Below are 18,791 nucleotides of genomic sequence, written 5' to 3'. Positions count from 1 at the left end.
ATGGCGCTGAGCGGCCGCTTCACCAGATCTCTCAGCACGTGGCCGGTCTCGATGCGGCCCGTGCCGCAGATCAGGACCGGGACACCGCGGTGAGCCTGTCGACGCCGGGGGCGTAGCCGGTCATCCAGTGCGGATGCAGCCGGTAGTAGACCACGTCGTTGTCCCAGTCGAAGGCGTCGTCGCCGTAGAAGTCCTTGAAGTAGGCGAGCAGCTCCGGCCAGTCCGCGGCCGGCTCGCCGTGCTGGGGGTTGAGGATCTCCACCGTGCCGTGCGTGACCTAATCGACGAGGTGCTCAGCGACGGTGTCGCGGCCGTCGAGTTCGTCGTCGCTGCCGTCGGGGTCCTGGGGTGCGGGCCAGCCGGCCTCGCGCAAAGCGGCGAGCACGGTTCGCGTGACCGTGCGCGGGATCAACGCCAGGAATGTCCGCAACGCCGCCGAATGGCGCGGAGCGTAAAGGCGGTAGCCGTATGGCGAGCGCTCGGCCAGCGGCAGGATCCCCGCCTCCTCGTGGTTACGCGCCGCTTGGTGTGCAGGCCGTACTCGCGCACCAGATCGATGAGCCTAGGCTTCAGCCACAGCCTCGGCGCCTCACCCGCCAACCGCGAGCTCGTGCGCTGGATGCGCGCCTACAACGAACAGCGTCCGCCGCACGAGCGGCTCCGCTTCTACGGCTTCGATGGCCCTCTGGAGATGGACCGGCCCCGCCAGCCCCTGCCCAGCTTTGACCGCACTGCACGACTACCTCGCCGCCCACCTCGACCTGGCCTGGAGTCGCGAGACCCTCGACGATCTGCTCGGTGATCTCGTACAACTCCCAGCGCCAACCCACACCCCCGACTTCACCAGCGCTGCTGTCTCGTCACTCCTGTGACAGAAGCTTCACCCAGAGTGAAGTTACTTCGGCGTGCGGTGATCGATCCGGCAACCGGAAGAAGACGCAGTTCGCAGACAGCGAGCGTGCAAGGAGAGGAGGGTCCAGTGCCCTCAACTCAAGAACTGTTGCTTACCCGAATAGTGATCTGAACCTGGAACAGGCCCTTAGCGGGGAGCTTGATAGATGCGGACGCAACGCGTCACCGCGGCCGCCTGCGGGACTTGGGCTTGCCGGTATGGTCCGTGTACTCCAGCCACCATTCCGCGATCACCAGGTTGACGACCCAGCTGAGCCAAACACCGGCGGCTCCGATCGCCATGATCATCGCCTGCTCGTCGCCGCCGTAGGCGGTGTCGACCCGCGGAAGCTGGACGGTGAGCAGCACAACGGCCCAGAGGCGACTCACAACGATGGACGTGGTTAGCGCGAAGCTGCGGATCATCCACCTGCGGTGCTCGGGGAACCGCCGCTGCCGCGCCATCCGCCACCCGGCGAAACCGGTAATCAGCCACATCACGCCCAACATGGTGTTCCCGGCGTTTCCCCCGAGCCCCGTGTGGCCGAACGGGGCGACCCCGAGAACGGTGATGCCGGCGGGGAACACCCCGCCGAAGAAGTACGCCCGCCCCATCCAGCGGTGCACTTTGGGGTACGAGCGGCGGAACCACGGCCACACCTGGAAGCACCCCGCCAGCAGGGCCACCGTGCCGAAGATGATGTGCGCCACGAGCAGGGGATAGAAGAATGGGGGAGAATCGGACACTTCGACCCGTGATTGCGCCGGGTCGAAGGTGAGGTACGGCGGCACGGAATACACCACGAATGCGAGCATCACGATGAACAGTGGAATGATCCAGCCGAGCTGGCGCCGCCGCGGTGGCCGCGCCCTCGGGCGAGGAGGGGGCGACCCTGCCCCCTCCTCGTCGGGTACCGGGCCCGGGATTCCCAGTGTCGTGGCCACAGAAGGTCTCCTCATCGTCGTCGGGGCCGGCGCATCTTGCCCGCCCAATGCCGCCAGCCTCGCGGGGACGTGGCTGCGGGGCCAGAGTCGAACCGACTGCAGTCACCCGGGACACCCCCGGCGGAGACCCGGGACTCGCACGTGATGCACGGTCGGGACGGGGAACAAGAGGCCATCGCCCGGTTACTCGCCGACGCGCGGGGCGGACACAGTGGGGTGCTGATCCTGCGCGGCGAAGCGGGGATCGGCAAGAGCTCGCTGCTGCGCCACGCCGTCGAGACCGCGGCCGCCGAGCCTATGCGGGTGCTCGCGTGCGCCGGGGTGGAGTCCGAGGTCGAGCACGCGTTCAGCGGGCTGCTCGGGCTGCTGCGGCCGGTGCTCGATCATCTCGACGCGTTGCCCGGCGTCCAGGCCGAGGCGCTGCGCGGCGCGCTCGGCATCACCGACTCCGCAGCCTCGGACTTCCTGGTCTCGGCGGCGGTGCTCACACTGCTCGCGGCAGTGGCGGCGGACCGCCCTTTGCTGGTCACGGTCGACGACGTGCAGTGGCTGGACCGCGCCTCCGCCTCCGCCCTGTTGTTCGCCGCCCGCCGACTGGCCGACGAGCCCGTCGCGATGCTGCTCGCCGTCCGCGATCCCGAGCCGCTGCCGGTCAACACGGCCGGGCTGACCGAACTGGTGCTGCACGGGCTGCCATCCGAAGACGCCGCGCGGCTGCTCGACGCGCACGGCTGGACGCTGCCCACCCGGCAACGCGACGCCCTCGTCGCGGCGACCGGCGGCAACCCGCTCGCGCTGATCGAGTTGGCCCGGCTCGACGACCTCGACCGGGCCATGCCCGACCTCGCCATGACCGGAACCCTGCCCGTGAGCGCCCGCGTCCGGGTAGCGTTCCTGCGCCAGGTCGGCGCCTTGCCCGCGGACGGCCGCGCGGCGCTGCTGGTGGCGGCCGCGGAGGAGACCGGGGACATCGGCACCGTCCTCGGGGCCGCCGCCCGGCTGGGCCTACCGGCCGACGCCCTGGACCTGGCCGAGCGGACGGGGTTGGTGCAGCTTACCGGGGCCGAGATCCGCTTCCGGCATCCGCTGATCCGCTCCGCCGTCTACGCTGATGCCCCTTTCGACCGCCGCCGCGCCGCGCACCTGGCCATCGCCGCATACCTGAGCGTCGACGGAAAGGACGACCAGGCGACCTGGCACCGCGCCGTGGCCACGACCGCACCGGACGAGAAGATCGCCGACGCGCTGGAGCGCAGCGCCGATGCCGCCCGGCGGCGCGGCGGCGCGGCGGCGGCTATCTCCGTCCTGCAGCAGGCCGCGCGGCTCAGCGAGTCGCCCGCCGACCGCCGCCGCAGGACGGTGACCGCCGCGTTCGTGGCGCTGGACGCCGGCCGGCCCGCCCTGGCCCGGACGCTCGTCGACCAGGTCATGGCCGAGCCCGTGCCCGCCGTGACATTGGCCCAGCTCAACGGGACCATCGAGCTGTACAGCGGGGACCCCGCGATCGCCTACGCACACTTGATGCGGTGCGCCGAGCTCATGGCGTCCAACGAACCCGAGGAGGCCGCCTGGACCCTCACACTTGCGGCGGGATCGGCGCTGCACGCCGGAGACATGGAGGCGACGCTGCTGGCGACCCTGCGTATCACCGATCTGGACTGCGCACCGGCGACGCTCCGCGCCGCCAAAGGTCTTCTCGAGGGCTCCGAGGGCGTCATCACCGGCGCCGAGCTGTGGGAACTGCCGGGTGCTCTGGCCCAGGCCCAGGGCCGGAACGGAGGTGAGCGGCCGTGGATGTGGGCGACCGTGATCGGCTGGATGGGGCCCGACGACCACCAGGCCCTCCGGCTAGCCGAAGCCACCGGCCGCCGGGTCCGCGCCGCAGGCTCTCCCGCGCTCCTGACCGAGGTGCTGTTCTACCACGCCGACATTGAGTTCCGGCTCGGGCGCTGGATGGAGGGGGCCGCGCATGCCGAGGAGGGCCTGCGGTTCGGCTACGAGACCGGCCAGCGGGGATGGACAGCCAATTTCCTCGCCCAGTTGGCCCGGTTCGCCGCGGTGCGCGGCGAGGCGGCGGAATGCCGCAGGTATGCCCGGCAGGCGCTGGAGATCGCGCTCCCGCTGCGCGAGCGCGTCGCCGCGGCGATGGCGACCGGCGCCCTGGGGCTGCTGGCGCTGGGGGAGGGCGCGTCCGGGGAGGCGTTCGCGGAGCTGATGCGCCTGGTCGACCGGGGTTCGCCTCGATCCAATGATTTCGTCGCCTTCGCGATGCTCCCGGACCTGATCGAGGCCGCCGTGGGGGCCGGGGACCCGGAGCCGGCCCAGCGGGTCGCCGTGGCCATGGAACCTCGGACTGGCGGTATCCGCGGGCCCGCCGCCCTGGCCCGGAAGCATCGCTGCCGCGCGATTCTGGCGGACGACGCCCACGCCGAGTCGCACTACCGGAGCGCGCTGGCGAGCGGCGGGCTCGACCAGCGCCCCTTCGACCGGGCGCGGACCGAACTCCTCTACGGCGAGTGGCTGCGCCGCAACCTCCGTAGGACGGAGGCCCAGTCGATGCTGAGGGCCGCAGGAGAGGCGTTCGACGCGCTGGGAGCGGCGCCGTGGACACGGCGCGCGGTCGCCCAGTTCCGCGCGGCCGGCGGCGCCGTACCCCGCAAGAGCAGGGCGGTCGCCGTACTGCTCAGCCCGCAGGAGTTGGAGGTGTCCAGGTTGGCGTCCGAGGGGCTGAGCAACCGCGAGATCGGCAGCCGGATGCACCTCAGCCCGCGGACGGTGGGCTCGCACCTGTATCGGGCGTTTCCCAAACTCGGGATATCCACGCGTGCTGAGCTTCGCGGCCTCGACCTTGACCTCGAACTCGGCTGACGAGGGCGCGACCGGTGGCGGAGTCCGGGTAGTAATCGCCGCAAAGGCAACGTATATGCTGGTCAGACCCTCGGCGAACGACCTTCCAAGGCCAACCTTGGAAGAGCTCCTGGCCGGTATTTACGTTGGAAACTCGTTGGATACCACCGGAATCCAAGACCATGGACCTCCGCTATTTCCTGGAGTTCTACGCGCCACGCATCACCGCGGGCAACCACGAGGGGGACGTCGACCGAATCTCCATGGGCGTGGCGAGCGTGGAACACGTGCTGCGCACCACACAGGCATCCGGCGTTGATGACTCACTTCCCGCCGCAGTCCTGAAGATCTTCCGCCAAGGCGTCACCGCCGGCCACAGCCAGAACAGCCTCACGAGCTTGATCGGCGTGCTGAAGCGGCGCTGATGTATCACCGGCACAAGCACGGGAACAAGCTGGTGGTGGTGAATCTGAACGGCATCACCCGAGGCTGTCGCAACCATCAGGTTGCTGTATGGTTATGGCAACCGAATGGTTGCTATGGAGGTGCCGAATGGCGATCCCCGATCGCATCGAGCGAACGCTCGACCTCGCCCACCCGATCGAGAAGGTGTGGGCGGCCCTGACCACCACTGACGGGCTCGGCGGCTGGCTCGGTGACAAGGCGGAGATCGACGACCTGCGGCCGGGCGGCCAGATCAGGGTGTGCTGGGGCGGCACGTGGTCGGTCCTGCGGATCGAGACCATCGAGCCGCCGCGCCGTCTGTGCTTCACCTGGCCCCTCGAAGGGCTCCCGCCCGGCGACCCGCGCCGCACCCACGTCGAGATCGCGCTCCATCCCGTCGGCGACGGCACCCGGCTCAGCCTGACCGAGACGGGGTTTGCGCAGCTGCCCGACGAACTCGCCGCTGCCTACCAGGGCAACGTCGAGGGCTGGCGGGAGGAGCTGGCCAAGCTGGTGCGCCACCTCGATGGCCGACACTGACCCCGAGGAGGTGGCGGTGGCCGTGTTCGCCGCGCTGGCGGACTCCAGCAGGCGGGCCATCCTGGCCGAGCTCGCCGCCCGAGGCCCGGCGACCGCGACCGACCTCGCCGATCGCCTGCCCATCTCCCGCCAGGCGATCGCCAAGCACCTCACCCTGCTGTCCGGCGCCGGTCTCGTACGGGCGGTGCCGGCGGAACGCCGCCGCGTCCGCTACCACCTCGAATCGGCCCCGATGGCGACCGCCCAATCCTTCCTGGCCGCGCTCGCCCGCGACTGGGACCGCACCCTGCACGCCCTCAGCACCTACCTCGACCGCGATCAGGAGACCCAGCCATGAGACCCACGTTCCAGGGCGGCCGCAACGTCGCCATGAAACTGCCCAAGGCCCAGTTCGACCGCACCGTCGCCTTCTATCGGGACGTGCTCGGCATGGAGGTGGCCGAGGAGAGCGGCGAGGGGGTGGACAGCGCGGTGGCGCAGTGCGCGTCCGTCCAGTTCGGCCCGGTGAAGTTGTGGTTCGACCGGGTGGACAACTACGCCCAGGCGCAGGTGTGGCTGGAGCTTTTCACCGACGACGTGGAGCTGGCCACCCGCCACCTCGCCGAGCACGGCGTGCATCCGCAGGACGAGCTCGAACCACTGCCCTCGGGCTTGGCCGCCCACTGGATCAGCAACCCGGTCGGGATCCCGCACATCGTGCGGCTCTCGGACGACATGAGCGACACTTTGCGATCTTGATGGCGGAGGCCGGGTAAGGGCGGCTCGCATAAAGACGGCCACCACGTGATCATTCGGTGTTTGTGAAGACATCTGTAGATCGCGTAGTGGCCGTGGCGGACGCTGTAGACCCTGGCGGCTGGATGGTCGGCTTCAACGACCTGATGGGCCGGATCGCAGGCCGTTTCGGCCGCCTGGGCCTGGGGCCGCATCGACGAAGCCGGACCCGAGGGATATCGGTGGCTGCTCGTCCGCCGCAACCTGACCACCGGCGAGCTCGCCTTCTACCGCTGCTATGCACCCACCTCGATGCCGCTGACGGCTCTACGGAGCACTAGACCTGTCGGGCCAGCTCGTGGACGCCCTTCAGTAGCCGGTTCACGTCGGACTCGTCGGTGTACGGCGCGATTCCGGCGCGGAGCGCGCCGGTGTCGCCGAGGCCCAGGCGGCGGGAGCACTCCAGCGCGTAGAAGTTGCCGGCGGGCGCGTTGACGCCGCGTTCGGCCAGGGACCGGTAGGCGTCGGCCGGCCTGACGCGGTCGACGGTGAACAGTGTCGTGGGGGTGCGCCTGCGTGCGGCCGCGCCGTACGAGGTCACCCCGCCGATCTCGGCCAGACCCGCGTCGAGCCGCCCGAGCATGGCCTCCTCGTGCCGCTCCAGCGCGGCCATCGAGGCGGTCAGGCGTTCGCGCCGGGTGCCCGCACCCGGTACGAGGCCGGCGAGGAAGTCGACCGCCGCCGTCGTACCGGCGAGCAGCTCGTAGGGGAGGGTGCCCAGCTCGAAGCGTTCCGGCACCACGTCGCTGGAGGGGAGCAGCTTGTCCGGGCGGAGGGTCTCCAGCAGCGCGGGGTCGGCGGCGAGCACGCCCAGGTGCGGGCCGAGGAACTTGTACGGCGAGCAGGCGTAGAAGTCGGCGCCGAGCCCTTGAAGGTCGACCGGGCTGTGCGGCGTCAGGTGCACGCCGTCGACGTAGAGCAGCGCTCCGGCCGCGTGTACCCGCTCGGCGATCGCCGGGATGTCCGGCCGGCTGCCCAGCAGGTTCGACGCGGCGGTGACGGCCACCAGCCGGGTGCGTTCGGTGAGCAGGCCGGTGATCGCGGCGACGTCCAGCTCGCCGCGCTCCGGATCGAAGTCGGCCCAGCGGACGGTGACCCCGTGCGCCTCGGCGGTCTGCGTCCAGGGCCGGATGTTCGCGTCGTGGTCCAGCCTGGTGACCACGACCTCGTCACCGGGACGCCACCCCTTGGCGAGCGTGCGGGCCATGTCGTAGGTGAGCTGCGTCATGCTCCGGCCGAACACGATGCCGGTCGGCGTACCGCCGAGCAGGTCGGCCATCGCCTGGCGTGCCTCGACCACGATGTGGTCGGCCCGGCGCTCGGCGGCGGTTCCGGCGCCGCGGTTGGCGACGGCGGCCCGCAGGGTGCCGGCCACGGCGTCCGCCACCTGCTCGGGAACCTGCGAGCCTCCCGGCCCGTCGAAGTGCGCCGCGCCCTCGTCGAGGGCGGGGAAATGCGCCCGTACGGCTGCCACGTCGTATGCCATGAGACCTCCCGGATCGCTGTCGACCCGACCGCGGCCGATCCGCTCGCGAACGGCTTGGCCGAAGCCTATCCAGCCGGGTCCCGGAGGAATCCGCGCGGGGACCTTCGTCCAGCGGGGAATCCGTCCGCCGGGCAGGTTTTGCAAGAGCGGTCGGCCCACCCGCGCGACAGCGCGAGGCGGGCCGATCCGGCTGCGGGAGCAGGCCGGGGTGGCCTTGCTCTGTGCCGGTGCCCGGTCGACCTCCTTGCCCGCGGCCCGCGAACGCGGCGCCGGTTCCCGCCGGACTGACGCCGCGAGCTGAATCGCTGTCGCGGGAGGGACCTCGGCGGGCAGGCTGTGACCATGGACCTGGGATTTCGCGGTGAAGTGGTTGACTTCTACCACCGGTATCGGCGCGGTTACCCCCGGGCCGTCATCGACGCGCTGGTGGAGGCGTTCGAGCTGACCGGGGACGACATCGTGATCGACCTCGGCTGCGGAACCGGCCAGCTGGCCCTGCCGATCGCCGAGCGGGTGCGTGCGGTCGTCGGCGTGGATCCGGAGCCCGACATGCTGCTCCGGGCCCGGCAGGCCGCAGGCGAGCGGGGCATGACGAACCTGAGCTGGATGCTGGGGGCGGACACCGACATACCGGCGCTGGGCGCCCTGCTCGGCGACCGGACCGTGGGCGCGGTGACCATCGGCCAGGCCCTGCACTGGATGAACCATGACGAGCTGTTCCGCGCGCTGGCTCCGCTGGCGCGCTCCGGCGGCGGTGTGGCCGTGGTGGCCAACGGAACTCCGCTGTGGCTGCAGGACACCGCCTGGTCGCGGGCGCTGCGCGGCTGTCTGGAACAGTGGCTCGGGTTCGAAGTCGGCCATGCCTGCGGCACCGACGAGGCGAGCCGGCGGCGATACCGCGACAGTCTGACCGGCGCGGGATTCGCCGTGAGCGAGATCGGCGTCGACTACGGCGACGAACTCGACCTCGACCAGATCGTCGGCGGCGTCTACTCGGCGCTTCCCGTCGACCGGCTGCCGGCTCCGGACCGGCGACCACTCTTCGCCGAGAAGATCCGCCATGCCCTGGAGCGGCACCGGCCGTTCACCGAACACGTCCGCGTGGCGATGCTGATCGGCCGGGTCGGGGACGAAGCCGTGCGATAAAGAGGTGTCCCGTTACCGGACGGACCCGACCACGGCGGCCGTTGTCCCATCACCAGAGGGTTGTGTTTTCAAACTAACTGCTGTTACGGTCTCCGGGGTCGAGTTAGTTGGAAAATCCAACTCTCTGGGAGGATTTGTGATCCCAACGCGGACGGACGGTGCCGTCGCGCCGGGTGTCCTGCTGCGCGAACCGGTGGGCGCCCTCGTCGATCCGGGAGAGCACCTGTGGGGTTTCGGCGGTGTTCACGGTGGCCTGACCCTCGCGCTGCTGACGGCGGCGATGGGGGAGCAGGCGCCGGGCGCGCTGCTGCAGAGTAGTACGGCGCGCTACCACCGCCCCCTCCACGGAGGGTTCCGCGTCGAGGTCTCGCCGGTGCGCTCCGGCCGTACGCTCTCCTCGCTCGCGGGCCGGGCGACGACGGAGCAGGGCGTCCATGTCGACGCTTCGGCGACGTTCGGGTCTCCCGGTCGCGACTCCTGGCCGGTCGTCTCACCCGCCGCGCCGGCCGTGCCGCGACCGGAGGACTGCGAGGTCTTCACGATCCCGCCCGAGTTCGTGGCCATCTCCACGTCCATGGAGATCCGTGCCGTGGGGCCGGACCGTCCCTACGCGGGCGGGACCGAGGCCGAGCTGACCGCCTGGATCCGCCTGGTGGAGGACTCCGAGCCGCCGGACGCGCATCGCCTGATCCTGCTGATGGACGGGCTGGCGCCGTCCTACTCCGCGGTCCTGCGGGAGATGCTGCCCATTCCCACCGTCGAGTTCACCGTACGGCCGGGTGCCGGGCTCGCGCGGGCGGAGTCACCGTGGGTACTCCTGCACGCCCGTACGCATCAGGCGGGCGCCGACGGCTGGATCGACGAGCGGATCGACGCCTGGGGTCCTGGCGGGGATCATCTTGGTTCCGCCCGGCAGCTCCGCCTGGTGACGGGTCGGCCGCGGGATGTGTGACCTCGCCCCGCCGGCCGGCGGCACCGGACTCGAAAGGCACTGAGCGATGAGCCGATCGGGGCCGGTGGGAACGGTGGCCGAGGCGGCTAAACTGCACGGCATGCCAAAGGAGGCTCAGCCGCGCGAGTGCTCCATCGCCGACACCCTGGACCTGGTCGGCGAGCGGTGGAGCCTGCTGGTGATCCGCGAGCTCAGCCACGGCGTGCGGCGGTTCGACGGCATCGTGCTCAACACCGGAGCCTCCCGCGACATCCTCACCGCCCGGCTGCGCAAGCTGGAGGCGGCCGGGATCATCCGGCGGGAGCGCTACAGCGACCACCCCGTACGCTTCGAGTACCACCTCACGCCCGCGGGCGTCGAACTGTGCGACGTCCTGATCACGCTCATGAGGTGGGGCGACCGCCACCTGCATCCCGACGACCCCCCGGTCCGCTGGCAGCACTCCTGCGGCGAGCCCCTCGACGCGATGGTCATCTGCCGCCACTGCGGCGGCGAGGCTCGCGTCGGTGCTCACTCACCCAGCGGCCGTGGTGTGAAATCCGGAAATACCACGCATACAGCAACCGCTCAGTAGCCGTTATTTCCGCTGCGCAGTGAGCCACCCGCATTCGGCGATCCTCGGGACGGTCGGTGAACGGTTACTCGAGCGGGGTGCCGCCCATTTGGGCGAGGAGTTGTTGCATGCGGTCGATCTCGATGCGCTGGTCCGCGTCGACGTCGGTGGCGAAGCGGTAGGTCTCGGGTTCCTGGCCGCCGCCGTCGGCGAAGAGTTTCTCCACCATGCTCAGCGCGCCCGTGTGGTGGCGGATCATGAACTGGACGAAGAGCTTGTCGAACTCGGCGCCGCTCGCCTTCTCCAGTTCGGTGAGCTGCGCCTCGGTGAGCATCCCGGGCATGATCCCGCCGTGCGCGTGGCCGGAGGATCCGTTCGGCACCTGCTTGAGGCGTGCCCGGAGCCAGTCCTGCATCAGCCGGATCTCGTCCTGCTGTGACGCCTTGATCCGTTCGGCGAGCAGCGACAGGTCCCTGCGCGTGCTGCGGGTGGAGACGAGCTCGGCCATCACCAGGGCCTGCGCGTGGTGCGGGATCATCCCCTGCATGAAGCGTACGTCGGCCTCGGTGTACTGCTGCTCCTCGGGTTGGGGCAGCTTGTCGCCGGTGAGCACCTGGCCTGACTGCCCGGGGGCGCCCGGCTGCACGACCGCGGGGGCGCGTTCGGCGGTCTGCTCGGAGCCCTCGGACGTGCACGCCGCGAGAATTGTAACGATAAGCATAAGAGGGAAGACGCGCCGTAGCGGGGATGGCGAGAGCATGATATATATCCGCTTTCGACTCATTGGGCTGAAAGTCCGTAATCAATAGATATCGCAGGGTATAGCACATCCCCTGATGTTCCCCTACAGTTTTTGTGCCGATGCATAGATCTTGGGTGCTTGTGCGGTATGGGTCCTTTATGTCCGGTACCGCACTGCATTGGGTCATGTCAATGGAGACATCAGAGAAGGAGCTACGACCCATGGGTAAGGGCCGTGCGGCACGTTGGGGACGTGCCGGGTTGAGCAAGCTAGGGGTGATGATCGCTACGGGGGCGGTCGTGGTCGGGATGTTGCCCGCCACGGCCGTGGCGGCCGACGTCGATCCGCGGATCGGTCTCGGTGCTGGATGGCTGGACGCGCAGGAGGCCAGTGCCGGCCTGCAGCTCCTGGCGCACCGGGACAAGCCGGAGGGGTTCTTCCAGCCGACGAACGTCGGCAATCTTTCGTACGCCAACTCGGACATGGCGTTCAGTGGCAACCATGCCTTCGTGGGCAACTTCCACGGTTTCAACATCTATGACATCTCCACCCCCGCGAATCCGACCCTGACCACCTCGGTGGTCTGCCCGGGTGGACAGGGTGACATGTCGGTCCACGGCAACCTGCTGTTCATGGCGGTCGAGGAGACGCGCGGACGGCTCGACTGCGGCACCCAGGGTGCCAGCGGCACCGTCAACCCCGACAGGTTCCGGGGTGTCCGGATCTTCGACGTCAGCGACGTCCAGCATCCGGTGCAGGTGGCGGCGGTCCAGACCTGCCGTGGATCGCACACCCAGTCGCTGGTGACCAGCAAGGACGACCCGGACAACGTCTACGTCTACGTCTCGGGCACGTCCAGCATCCGCTCGGGCAGCGAGCTGGCCGGCTGCGTCAACGGGGCCGCGACGGACCCGAACACGGCACAGTGGCGGATCGACATCATCAAGGTGCCGCTGGCCGCGCCGCAGAACGCGGCGATCGTGAGCCAGCCCCGTCTGTTCGCCGACCGGGAGACCGGTGCGATCAACGGCCTGCAGAACACCCCGCCCGCGCCCCGGCACCCGTCCGGCTCGACCTGGTCGCCGCAGCCGGTCACGACCCACTGCCACGACATCACCGCCTACCCGGCGATCGGCCTGGCCGCGGCGGCCTGCGCCGGTAACGGTCTCCTGCTCGACATCTCCGACCCGGCCAACCCGGTCAGGCTGGACGAGGTCACCGACCCGAACTTCGCCTACTGGCACTCGGCGACCCTGAACAACGACGGGACGAAGATCGTCTTCACCGACGAGTGGGGTGGCGGCACCGGTGCGCGCTGCCGGACGACCGACGAGCCCTCGTGGGGCGCGAACGCCATCTTCGACATCGTCGACGGCAAGATGCAGTTCCGTAGCTACTACAAGCTCCCGGTGCCTCAGGTCAACCAGGAGAACTGTGTGGCCCACAACGGGTCGCTCGTCCCCGTGCCCGGACGCGACATCATGGTCCAGGCCTGGTACCAGGGCGGCATCTCGGCCTTCGACTTCACCGACTCGGCCAACCCGAAGGAGATCGCCTTCTTCGACCGCGGTCCGGTCAACGCGACCTCGCTGCTCACCGGTGGTGTCTGGTCTAGCTACTACTACAACGGCCACGTCTACGGCAGCGAGATCGCCCGTGGGTTCGACGTGCTCGCGCTGACGCCGAGTGCGCACCTGGACAAGGCCGAGATCGACGCCGCGGCTCTGGTGCGCTTCGACACGTTCAACCCGCAGACCCAGCCGAAGATCACGTGGGCGCCCAGCTTCGAGGTCGTCCGGGCGTACTACGCGCAGGCACTGCGTACCGGCACGATGAAGAAGAACACCGCCGACAACGTGCAGAAGTTCGTCGACCGGGCTGAGAAGTTCAAGGACGGCCCGCAGAAGAACGCCGCCGTGGCGCAGCTGAGGGCTGTCTCCAACCAGCTCGACGCCGCCGACAGCGCGCAGGCCGCGCTGATCAAGGCTCTTCGCGACCTGGCCGACGCGCTCAGCTGAATCGAGCCGCGGCGATCCGCGATGAACCGATGAGAGGGGGCGCCCGCCGGGCGTCCCCTCTTCCGTATGAGGGCTTTCGGCGCCTCGGTGATCTCACCGTTCAGGCGGACCGCGAGCACCGTGGGTGGTTCATTCTCCCCGGTAGAGGGCCGGGCGCTTCTCGCGGAAGGCGAGGGAGCCCTCCTTGGCGTCCGCCGAGCCGATGACCGGCCAGCCGATGCCGTCGGAGACCTTGAGTGCCTCGGCCTCGGGCATGCCCAGGGTCTCGCGGTAGGTGCGCAGGATGGCCTGGACGGCGAGCGGGCCGCACTCGGCGACCTGGGCGGCGATCTCCAGCGCGACGGCCAGCGCCTGCCCGTCGGGGACGACACGGTTGACCAGGCCCATGCTCAGTGCCTCCTGCGCGGTGACGGCACGGCCGGTCAGCAGGATGTCCATGGCGAAGGCGTACGGGATCTGGCGCGGGAGCCGGATCGCCGAGCCGCCCATCGGGAACAGCGCGCGGCGGGCCTCGAAGAGGCCGAGGGTGGCGGACTCGGCGATCACCCGCAGGTCGGTGCCGACCAGCAGTTCGGTGCCGCCGGCCACGGCGTACCCCTCGACCGCGCAGACGATCGGCTTGGTCGGCAGCGCGTCCGAATCGCGGAGCAGGCCCTTCCAATGGAAGTCGGGGATGGCCGCGGCCCGTTCCCTGACCCGGGGGTCCTGCGAAGGAGTGCCCATGGCCTTGAGGTCGGCTCCCGCGCAGAACGTCCCGTCCGCGCCGGTCAGGACGGCGACGCGGACCTCGGGCTCGTCGGAGACGTATGCCCAGGCGTCGGCCAGGCCGACCAGCATGTCCGACGAGAGCGCGTTCCTCGCCTCGGGCCGATCCAGGGTGACGACGACGACATGACCGTCGCGCTCGATCCGGCAGTGTGGCGTGCTGATCGGCAGAAGTTCCACGGGAAGACCTCCGTTACTTTACCAAGCGCTTGGTAGGCAATCCTAGATCCGGCGCGGTCCGCACCGCCAGGCCGCCCGGCCGTGAGAAGTCTGCCCCGGACGCCTTCCAGGGGGCCGGGTCATCGTGAAATGGTCAAGGTCCATCCAGGAGTCAGGCTGCGTATCAAGCGCTTGCTAGGTGTGCCTCCTGGGGTTAGTCTGCCCATGCGTACAAGAACAGATTCCTGTTCTATTTACCCCGTTCTGCCAGGGCTTGTCGCCATAAAGAGAACATGATTCACTCCGGCGAGCCGGGGCCTTTCGACAGAGAGGATTTCCGATGGGTACGCTCGGTTTCTGGAGACTGGCGCAGGCGGACCCCGAGTGGGTGGCCGCCGTTGATCCCGACGGCACGGAACATCGCGCCGGTGACCTCCTCGCCCGTGCCAACCGCCTCGTCCACGGACTGAGAGAGCTCGGGCTGAAGACGGGCGACGGCATCTGCGGGCTCGTGCCCAACGGCTCCGACGGGCTGGTCCTCTACCTGGCCGCCCTGCAGGCCGGCTGGTACTACACCCCGATCAACTGGCACCTCACCGGTCCCGAGATCGGCTACATCGTGGCGGACAGCGAGGCGCGGGCCTTCTTCATAGACGAGCGCCACGCCGCCGAGGGCCTGCGCGGCGTGACCTCCTCGGGCATCGCCGGGGACCGCGTCTTCGCGTTCGGCCGGGTGGACGGGGTGCGGCCCGCCTCGGAGCTGACAGACGGGCAGCCGGACACCGCACCCGCCGACCGTACGGCGGGTGCCACCATGCACTACACCTCCGGCACCACGGGCAAGCCCAAGGGCGTGCGCCGCCCGCTCAACGGCATGGACCCCGACGACGCCGCCGAGCTGATGACCTTCCTGCTCGCCCTGTTCGGCATCACACCGGGCAAGGAGAACGTCCACCTGGTCACCTCGCCGAACTACCACACGGCTGTCACCCAGTTCGGCGGGACGGCCCTGCAGATGGGACACACGCTCGTCTACATGGACAAGTGGGATGCCGAGCAGACGCTCCGGCTCTGCGAGAGGTACCGCGTCACCAACTCGCACATGGTCCCCACCCACTTCAAGCGCCTGCTCGCGCTCCCCGACGAGGTGAAGTCCCGATACGACCTCTCCTCCCTCAAATGGATGATCCACGCCGCGGCCCCCTGCCCGGTCCCGGTCAAGTGGGCCATGTTCGAGTGGTGGGGCGACTGCATCTACGAGTACTACGCGGCGACCGAGGGCGGCGGCACCATCGCCACCCCGGAGGGCTGGAAGAAACATCCCGGCACCGTCGGCACCGCCTGGCCGATCAGCGAGCTGCTCATCGTGGACGAGGACATGGAGCCCGTCCCGACCGGGACCCCCGGCACCATCTACATGAAGATGATGGGCGTCAGGTTCGAGTACAAGGGCGACCAGGAGAAGACCGAGGCCGGCCGGCTGCAGGACCACTTCACCGTCGGTGACATCGGTTACCTGAACGAGGAGGGCTTCCTCTTCCTCTGCGACCGCAAGGCCGACATGATCATCTCCGGTGGGGCCAACATCTACCCGGCCGAGATCGAGAACGAGCTGATGGTCCACCCCAAGGTCGGCGACGTGGCCGTGTTCGGCATCCCCGACGAGGAGTGGGGCGAGCAGATCAAGGCGGTGGTCGAGCCGGCCCCGGGAGTGGTGCCCTCGCCCGAGCTGGCCGCCGAGCTCATCGAGTCGCTGAGAGGCCGCCTGTCGAAGATGAAGTGGCCCAAGTCCGTCGACTTCATCGGCGAGATGCCCCGCGAGCCCAACGGCAAGCTCCTCAAACGCAAGCTACGTGACCCGTACTGGGAGGGACACGAACGTGCCATCTAGCGATCCAACGACCCTGCGGGCTCGGCACGCGCTGGAGTTCCCCGGCGGATACACGCGTACGACGGGACCGGTGATCGGACGCTTTCTCACCGAGTTGCGGGACGGACGCGTCGTCGGGGTCCGTACGGCGGACGGGCGGACACTGGTGCCGCCGCTGGAGTACGACCCCGACACCGGTGATGCCGTCACCGAGGAGTTCGTCGAGGTCGGCCCGGCCGGGACCGTCGAGAGCTGGGCGTGGGTGAACACCCCGAGGAAGGGCCACCCGCTGGACCGGCCGTTCGCCTGGGCACTGATCCGGCTGGACGGAGCCGACACCGCGCTGGTGCACGCGGTGGACGCGGGAGACGTCAAGGCCATGCGCCCCGGGCTGCGGGTACGCCCCCGCTGGCGGGCCGAGCGCACCGGGCACATCACCGACATCGAGAGCTTCGTTCCCGAGGTCACCAGGATCGTCTCCGAGGTCCGCGTCGACTACTCGCTCCGGCCAGGCCTGGCGCTGGCCCGATTCCTGCAGGGCGTCGCCGAGGGCGTCTTCATCGGCTGCCGGTGCGGCACCTGCCACAAGGTCTACGTGCCCTACCGGCTGTCCTGCCCCGAGTGCGGAGTCTCGATCACCGAGGAGGTGGTCGTCCCCGACACCGGCACGATCACCACCTTCGCCATCAACAACCTGCCCGACCCGCGCGCCCCCGAGGTGCCGTTCGTCTCGGCCTACATCCAGCTCGACGGCGCCGACATCCCGATGATCGCCCTGGTCGGCGGGATCGCGGCCCACGAGGTGCGTCAGGGCATGCGGGTGCGGGCCGTGTGGGTGCCCGAGGAGGAGCGGACGATGTCCATGTCGAACATCAAGTGGTTCGCCCCCACCGGCGAGCCGGACGTGGAGCTGTAGATGCGTGAGATAGCGATCGTCGCGTTCGCGCAGACCAGGCACAGCGCCGTCGACGAGGGACAGAGCGAGTCCGAGCTCATCCTGCCCCCGCTGGAGACGGTCAGGGCCGCCACGGGGCTGCGGAAGTTCGGTTTCACCTGCTCGGGGTCGTGTGACTATCTGGCGGGCGCCCCGTTCTCCTTCGTCTCCGCGCTCGACGCGCTCGGCGCCTGGCCGCCGATCTCGGAGAGCCACGTCGAGATGGACGCGGCCTGGGCGCTGTACGAGGCCTGGGTCAGGCTGCAGCACGGCGACGTCGACTCGGCCCTGGTCTACGGCTTCGGCAAGTCATCCCAGGGGGACCTGCGGGAGATCATGACGCTCCAGCTGGACCCGTACTACCTGGCCCCCCTCGGCCTGGACCAGGTCTCCTTCGCCGCGCTCCAGGCGTCGGCCACCGGGGCGGAGCGGGCCGAGCTGGACGAGATCGTGCGGCGCAGCCGCGCCGACGGGAGAGCCAACCCCTACGCCCTCGACCTGCCGGAACCGGCGGGGGAGGGGGCCGAGGTCGAGCCGCTGCGGCCGTACGACATCGCCCCGATCACCGACGGCGCCGCCGCGGTGGTGCTGGCGGCGGGGGACCTGGCCAGGGAGCTGTGCGAGCACCCCGCGTGGATCACCGGGATCGCGCACCGGATAGAACCCCATTACCTGGGCATGAGGGATCTCGCCCGGTCGGCCTCCGCCGCGGACGCCGCACGAGCGGCGGGGGTCGGCAAGGGTGACGTCGAGGTGGCCGAGCTGCACGCCCAGTTCAGCCACGAGGAGATCATCCTGCGCCGGGCGCTGGAGCTTCCCGAGGGCACCCGGGTCAACCCGAGCGGCGGCCCCCTCGCGGCGAACCCGGTCATGGCCACCGGCCTCATCAGGATCGGCGAGGCGGCCCGGCACATCCTGGACGGCACCGCGAGCCGCACCCTCGGACACGCCACCAGCGGCCCCTGCCTCCAGCACAACCTCGTCACCGTGATGGAGGCTTGAGAATGAGTAACCCCTGCGCGGTCATCGGTGTCGGTCAGACTCGCTACACGACCAAGCGGCACGACGTCTCCATCGCCGGCCTGGTCCGCGAGGCGGCCCTGCGCGCTCTCCAGGACGCGGGCCTGACCTGGAAGGACATCGACGCGGTGGTCATCGGCAAGGCGCCCGACCTGTTCGAGGGCGTGATGATGCCCGAGGCGTACCTGGCCGACGCGCTGGGCGCCGCGGGCAAGCCGATGATGCGGGTCCACACCGCGGGCTCGGTCGGCGGCTCCACCGCGCTGGTCGGTGCCTCGCTGATCCAGGGCGGCGTGCACGACCGGGTGCTGGTGGTGGCCTTCGAGAAGCAGTCGGAGTCCAACGCGACCTGGGCGCTCTCCACCCACCAGCCGTTCAGCGCCTCGCTGGTCGTCGGTGCGGGCGGCTACTTCGCCCCGCACATCCGCGAGTACATCCGCCGCTCCGGCGCCCCCGAGCACATCGGCCACCTGGTGGCCGTCAAGGACCGGCAGAACGCCCTGAAGAACCCGTATGCCCATCTGAGGATCCCCGGGATCAACCTGAAGATGGTCGAGTCGACCCCGATGCTCTGGGAGCCGATCCGCTATCTCGACACCTGCCCGTCCTCCGACGGTGCCTGCGCGATGGTGCTGTCCGCCGCCGACAAGCTCACCGACAGCACACCGGCCTGGGTCCTCGGCACCGCGATGCGCTCCGAGCCGA

At 69.7% G+C, this 18,791-nt stretch carries 19 protein-coding genes and 2 pseudogenes; 15 read left to right on the top strand and 6 right to left on the bottom strand.

Annotated features, from left to right (window positions below):
* Positions 1–70: 70 nt before the first annotated feature.
* Complete coding sequence (locus tag ABZ260_RS24650) at positions 71–262, bottom strand: hypothetical protein (RefSeq protein ID WP_355621905.1); 192 nt, start codon at positions 260–262, stop codon at positions 71–73.
* A gap of 15 nt (positions 263–277) precedes the next feature.
* Positions 278–430, bottom strand: coding sequence for a hypothetical protein (locus ABZ260_RS24645; RefSeq protein WP_355621902.1), 153 nt, complete (start codon positions 428–430; stop codon positions 278–280).
* Positions 431–439: 9 nt separating this feature from the next.
* On the opposite strand from ABZ260_RS24645, the pseudogene ABZ260_RS24640 reads away from it, so the two are divergent.
* Both ABZ260_RS24640 and ABZ260_RS24635 read left to right on the top strand, forming a co-directional pair.
* A pseudogene (locus ABZ260_RS24640) lies at positions 440–634 on the top strand (hypothetical protein); the annotation flags it as partial.
* A gap of 88 nt (positions 635–722) precedes the next feature.
* Positions 723–872 (top strand): hypothetical protein, encoded by a 150-nt coding sequence (locus ABZ260_RS24635; RefSeq protein ID WP_355621908.1) that lies wholly within the window; start codon positions 723–725, stop codon positions 870–872.
* 202 nt (positions 873–1,074) lie between these two features.
* Here ABZ260_RS24635 and ABZ260_RS24630 read toward each other — a convergent pair whose 3' ends face one another.
* Positions 1,075–1,836: a DUF2306 domain-containing protein gene (locus tag ABZ260_RS24630; RefSeq protein ID WP_355621899.1), complete on the bottom strand. Its 762-nt coding sequence runs from the start codon at positions 1,834–1,836 to the stop codon at positions 1,075–1,077.
* A gap of 144 nt (positions 1,837–1,980) precedes the next feature.
* Here ABZ260_RS24630 and ABZ260_RS24625 point away from each other — a divergent pair, with 144 nt between their 5' ends.
* The 5 genes from ABZ260_RS24625 (at position 1,981) to ABZ260_RS24605 (ending at position 6,405) form a co-directional block, all read left to right on the top strand.
* Positions 1,981–4,704, top strand: coding sequence for an AAA family ATPase (locus tag ABZ260_RS24625; RefSeq protein WP_355621896.1), 2,724 nt, complete (start codon positions 1,981–1,983; stop codon positions 4,702–4,704).
* 161 nt (positions 4,705–4,865) lie between these two features.
* Positions 4,866–5,108 (top strand): hypothetical protein, encoded by a 243-nt coding sequence (locus ABZ260_RS24620; protein WP_355556053.1) that lies wholly within the window; start codon positions 4,866–4,868, stop codon positions 5,106–5,108.
* A 127-nt stretch (positions 5,109–5,235) separates the two neighbouring features.
* Positions 5,236–5,667: an SRPBCC domain-containing protein gene (locus ABZ260_RS24615; RefSeq protein ID WP_355621893.1), complete on the top strand. Its 432-nt coding sequence runs from the start codon at positions 5,236–5,238 to the stop codon at positions 5,665–5,667.
* Positions 5,654–6,004 carry a metalloregulator ArsR/SmtB family transcription factor gene (locus ABZ260_RS24610; protein ID WP_355621890.1) on the top strand — a complete coding sequence of 117 codons (351 nt, stop codon included), beginning with the start codon at positions 5,654–5,656 and terminating at the stop codon, positions 6,002–6,004. The genes ABZ260_RS24615 and ABZ260_RS24610 overlap by 14 nt, the downstream gene beginning before the upstream one ends.
* A complete protein-coding gene (locus ABZ260_RS24605) occupies positions 6,001–6,405 on the top strand; it encodes a VOC family protein (RefSeq protein WP_355621887.1) in 405 nt (134 codons plus the stop codon). Before ABZ260_RS24610 ends, ABZ260_RS24605 begins: the two co-directional genes overlap by 4 nt.
* Before the next feature lie 313 nt (positions 6,406–6,718).
* On the opposite strand, the gene ABZ260_RS24600 is transcribed toward ABZ260_RS24605, so the two are convergent.
* A complete protein-coding gene (locus tag ABZ260_RS24600) occupies positions 6,719–7,927 on the bottom strand; it encodes a cysteine desulfurase-like protein (protein ID WP_355621884.1) in 1,209 nt (402 codons plus the stop codon).
* Between the two features lie 342 nt (positions 7,928–8,269).
* On the opposite strand from ABZ260_RS24600, the gene ABZ260_RS24595 reads away from it, so the two are divergent.
* From ABZ260_RS24595 to ABZ260_RS24585, 3 genes are all read left to right on the top strand, one after another.
* Positions 8,270–9,073, top strand: a complete 804-nt coding sequence (locus ABZ260_RS24595) for a class I SAM-dependent methyltransferase (RefSeq protein ID WP_355621881.1) — start codon at positions 8,270–8,272, stop codon at positions 9,071–9,073.
* A 136-nt stretch (positions 9,074–9,209) separates the two neighbouring features.
* The gene (locus ABZ260_RS24590) at positions 9,210–10,025 is read left to right on the top strand and encodes a thioesterase family protein (protein WP_355621878.1); all 816 of its coding nucleotides are present in this window, start codon (positions 9,210–9,212) and stop codon (positions 10,023–10,025) included.
* Positions 10,026–10,125: 100 nt separating this feature from the next.
* Positions 10,126–10,599, top strand: a complete 474-nt coding sequence (locus tag ABZ260_RS24585; protein WP_355621875.1) for a helix-turn-helix domain-containing protein — start codon at positions 10,126–10,128, stop codon at positions 10,597–10,599.
* 64 nt (positions 10,600–10,663) lie between these two features.
* Here ABZ260_RS24585 and ABZ260_RS24580 read toward each other — a convergent pair whose 3' ends face one another.
* On the bottom strand, positions 10,664–11,299 hold the full coding sequence (locus tag ABZ260_RS24580) for a DUF305 domain-containing protein (RefSeq protein ID WP_355551974.1): 636 nt from the start codon (positions 11,297–11,299) through the stop codon (positions 10,664–10,666).
* A 299-nt stretch (positions 11,300–11,598) separates the two neighbouring features.
* Between ABZ260_RS24580 and ABZ260_RS24575 the strand changes: the two genes are divergently transcribed.
* The gene (locus ABZ260_RS24575; RefSeq protein ID WP_355621872.1) at positions 11,599–13,338 is read left to right on the top strand and encodes a hypothetical protein; all 1,740 of its coding nucleotides are present in this window, start codon (positions 11,599–11,601) and stop codon (positions 13,336–13,338) included.
* 129 nt (positions 13,339–13,467) lie between these two features.
* Here ABZ260_RS24575 and ABZ260_RS24570 read toward each other — a convergent pair whose 3' ends face one another.
* The gene (locus ABZ260_RS24570) at positions 13,468–14,283 is read right to left on the bottom strand and encodes a crotonase/enoyl-CoA hydratase family protein (RefSeq protein ID WP_355621869.1); all 816 of its coding nucleotides are present in this window, start codon (positions 14,281–14,283) and stop codon (positions 13,468–13,470) included.
* A 319-nt stretch (positions 14,284–14,602) separates the two neighbouring features.
* On the opposite strand from ABZ260_RS24570, the gene ABZ260_RS24565 reads away from it, so the two are divergent.
* The 4 genes and pseudogenes from ABZ260_RS24565 to ABZ260_RS24550 all read left to right on the top strand — a co-directional run.
* On the top strand, positions 14,603–16,153 hold the full coding sequence (locus ABZ260_RS24565; RefSeq protein ID WP_355621866.1) for an acyl-CoA synthetase: 1,551 nt from the start codon (positions 14,603–14,605) through the stop codon (positions 16,151–16,153).
* Positions 16,143–17,048 carry an OB-fold domain-containing protein gene (locus ABZ260_RS24560; RefSeq protein ID WP_355621863.1) on the top strand — a complete coding sequence of 302 codons (906 nt, stop codon included), beginning with the start codon at positions 16,143–16,145 and terminating at the stop codon, positions 17,046–17,048. The genes ABZ260_RS24565 and ABZ260_RS24560 overlap by 11 nt, the downstream gene beginning before the upstream one ends.
* Positions 17,049–18,068 (top strand): thiolase domain-containing protein, encoded by a 1,020-nt coding sequence (locus ABZ260_RS24555; protein WP_355621860.1) that lies wholly within the window; start codon positions 17,049–17,051, stop codon positions 18,066–18,068.
* A gap of 2 nt (positions 18,069–18,070) precedes the next feature.
* A pseudogene (locus tag ABZ260_RS24550) lies at positions 18,071–18,791 on the top strand (thiolase domain-containing protein); the annotation flags it as partial.

It is taken from the genome of Streptosporangium sp. NPDC006013, from assembly GCF_040614275.1.
Lineage (GTDB): Bacteria > Actinomycetota > Actinomycetes > Streptosporangiales > Streptosporangiaceae > Streptosporangium.
Note: the sequence above shows the minus strand (reverse complement) of the source record. Positions and strands in the feature narration are given on the sequence as shown.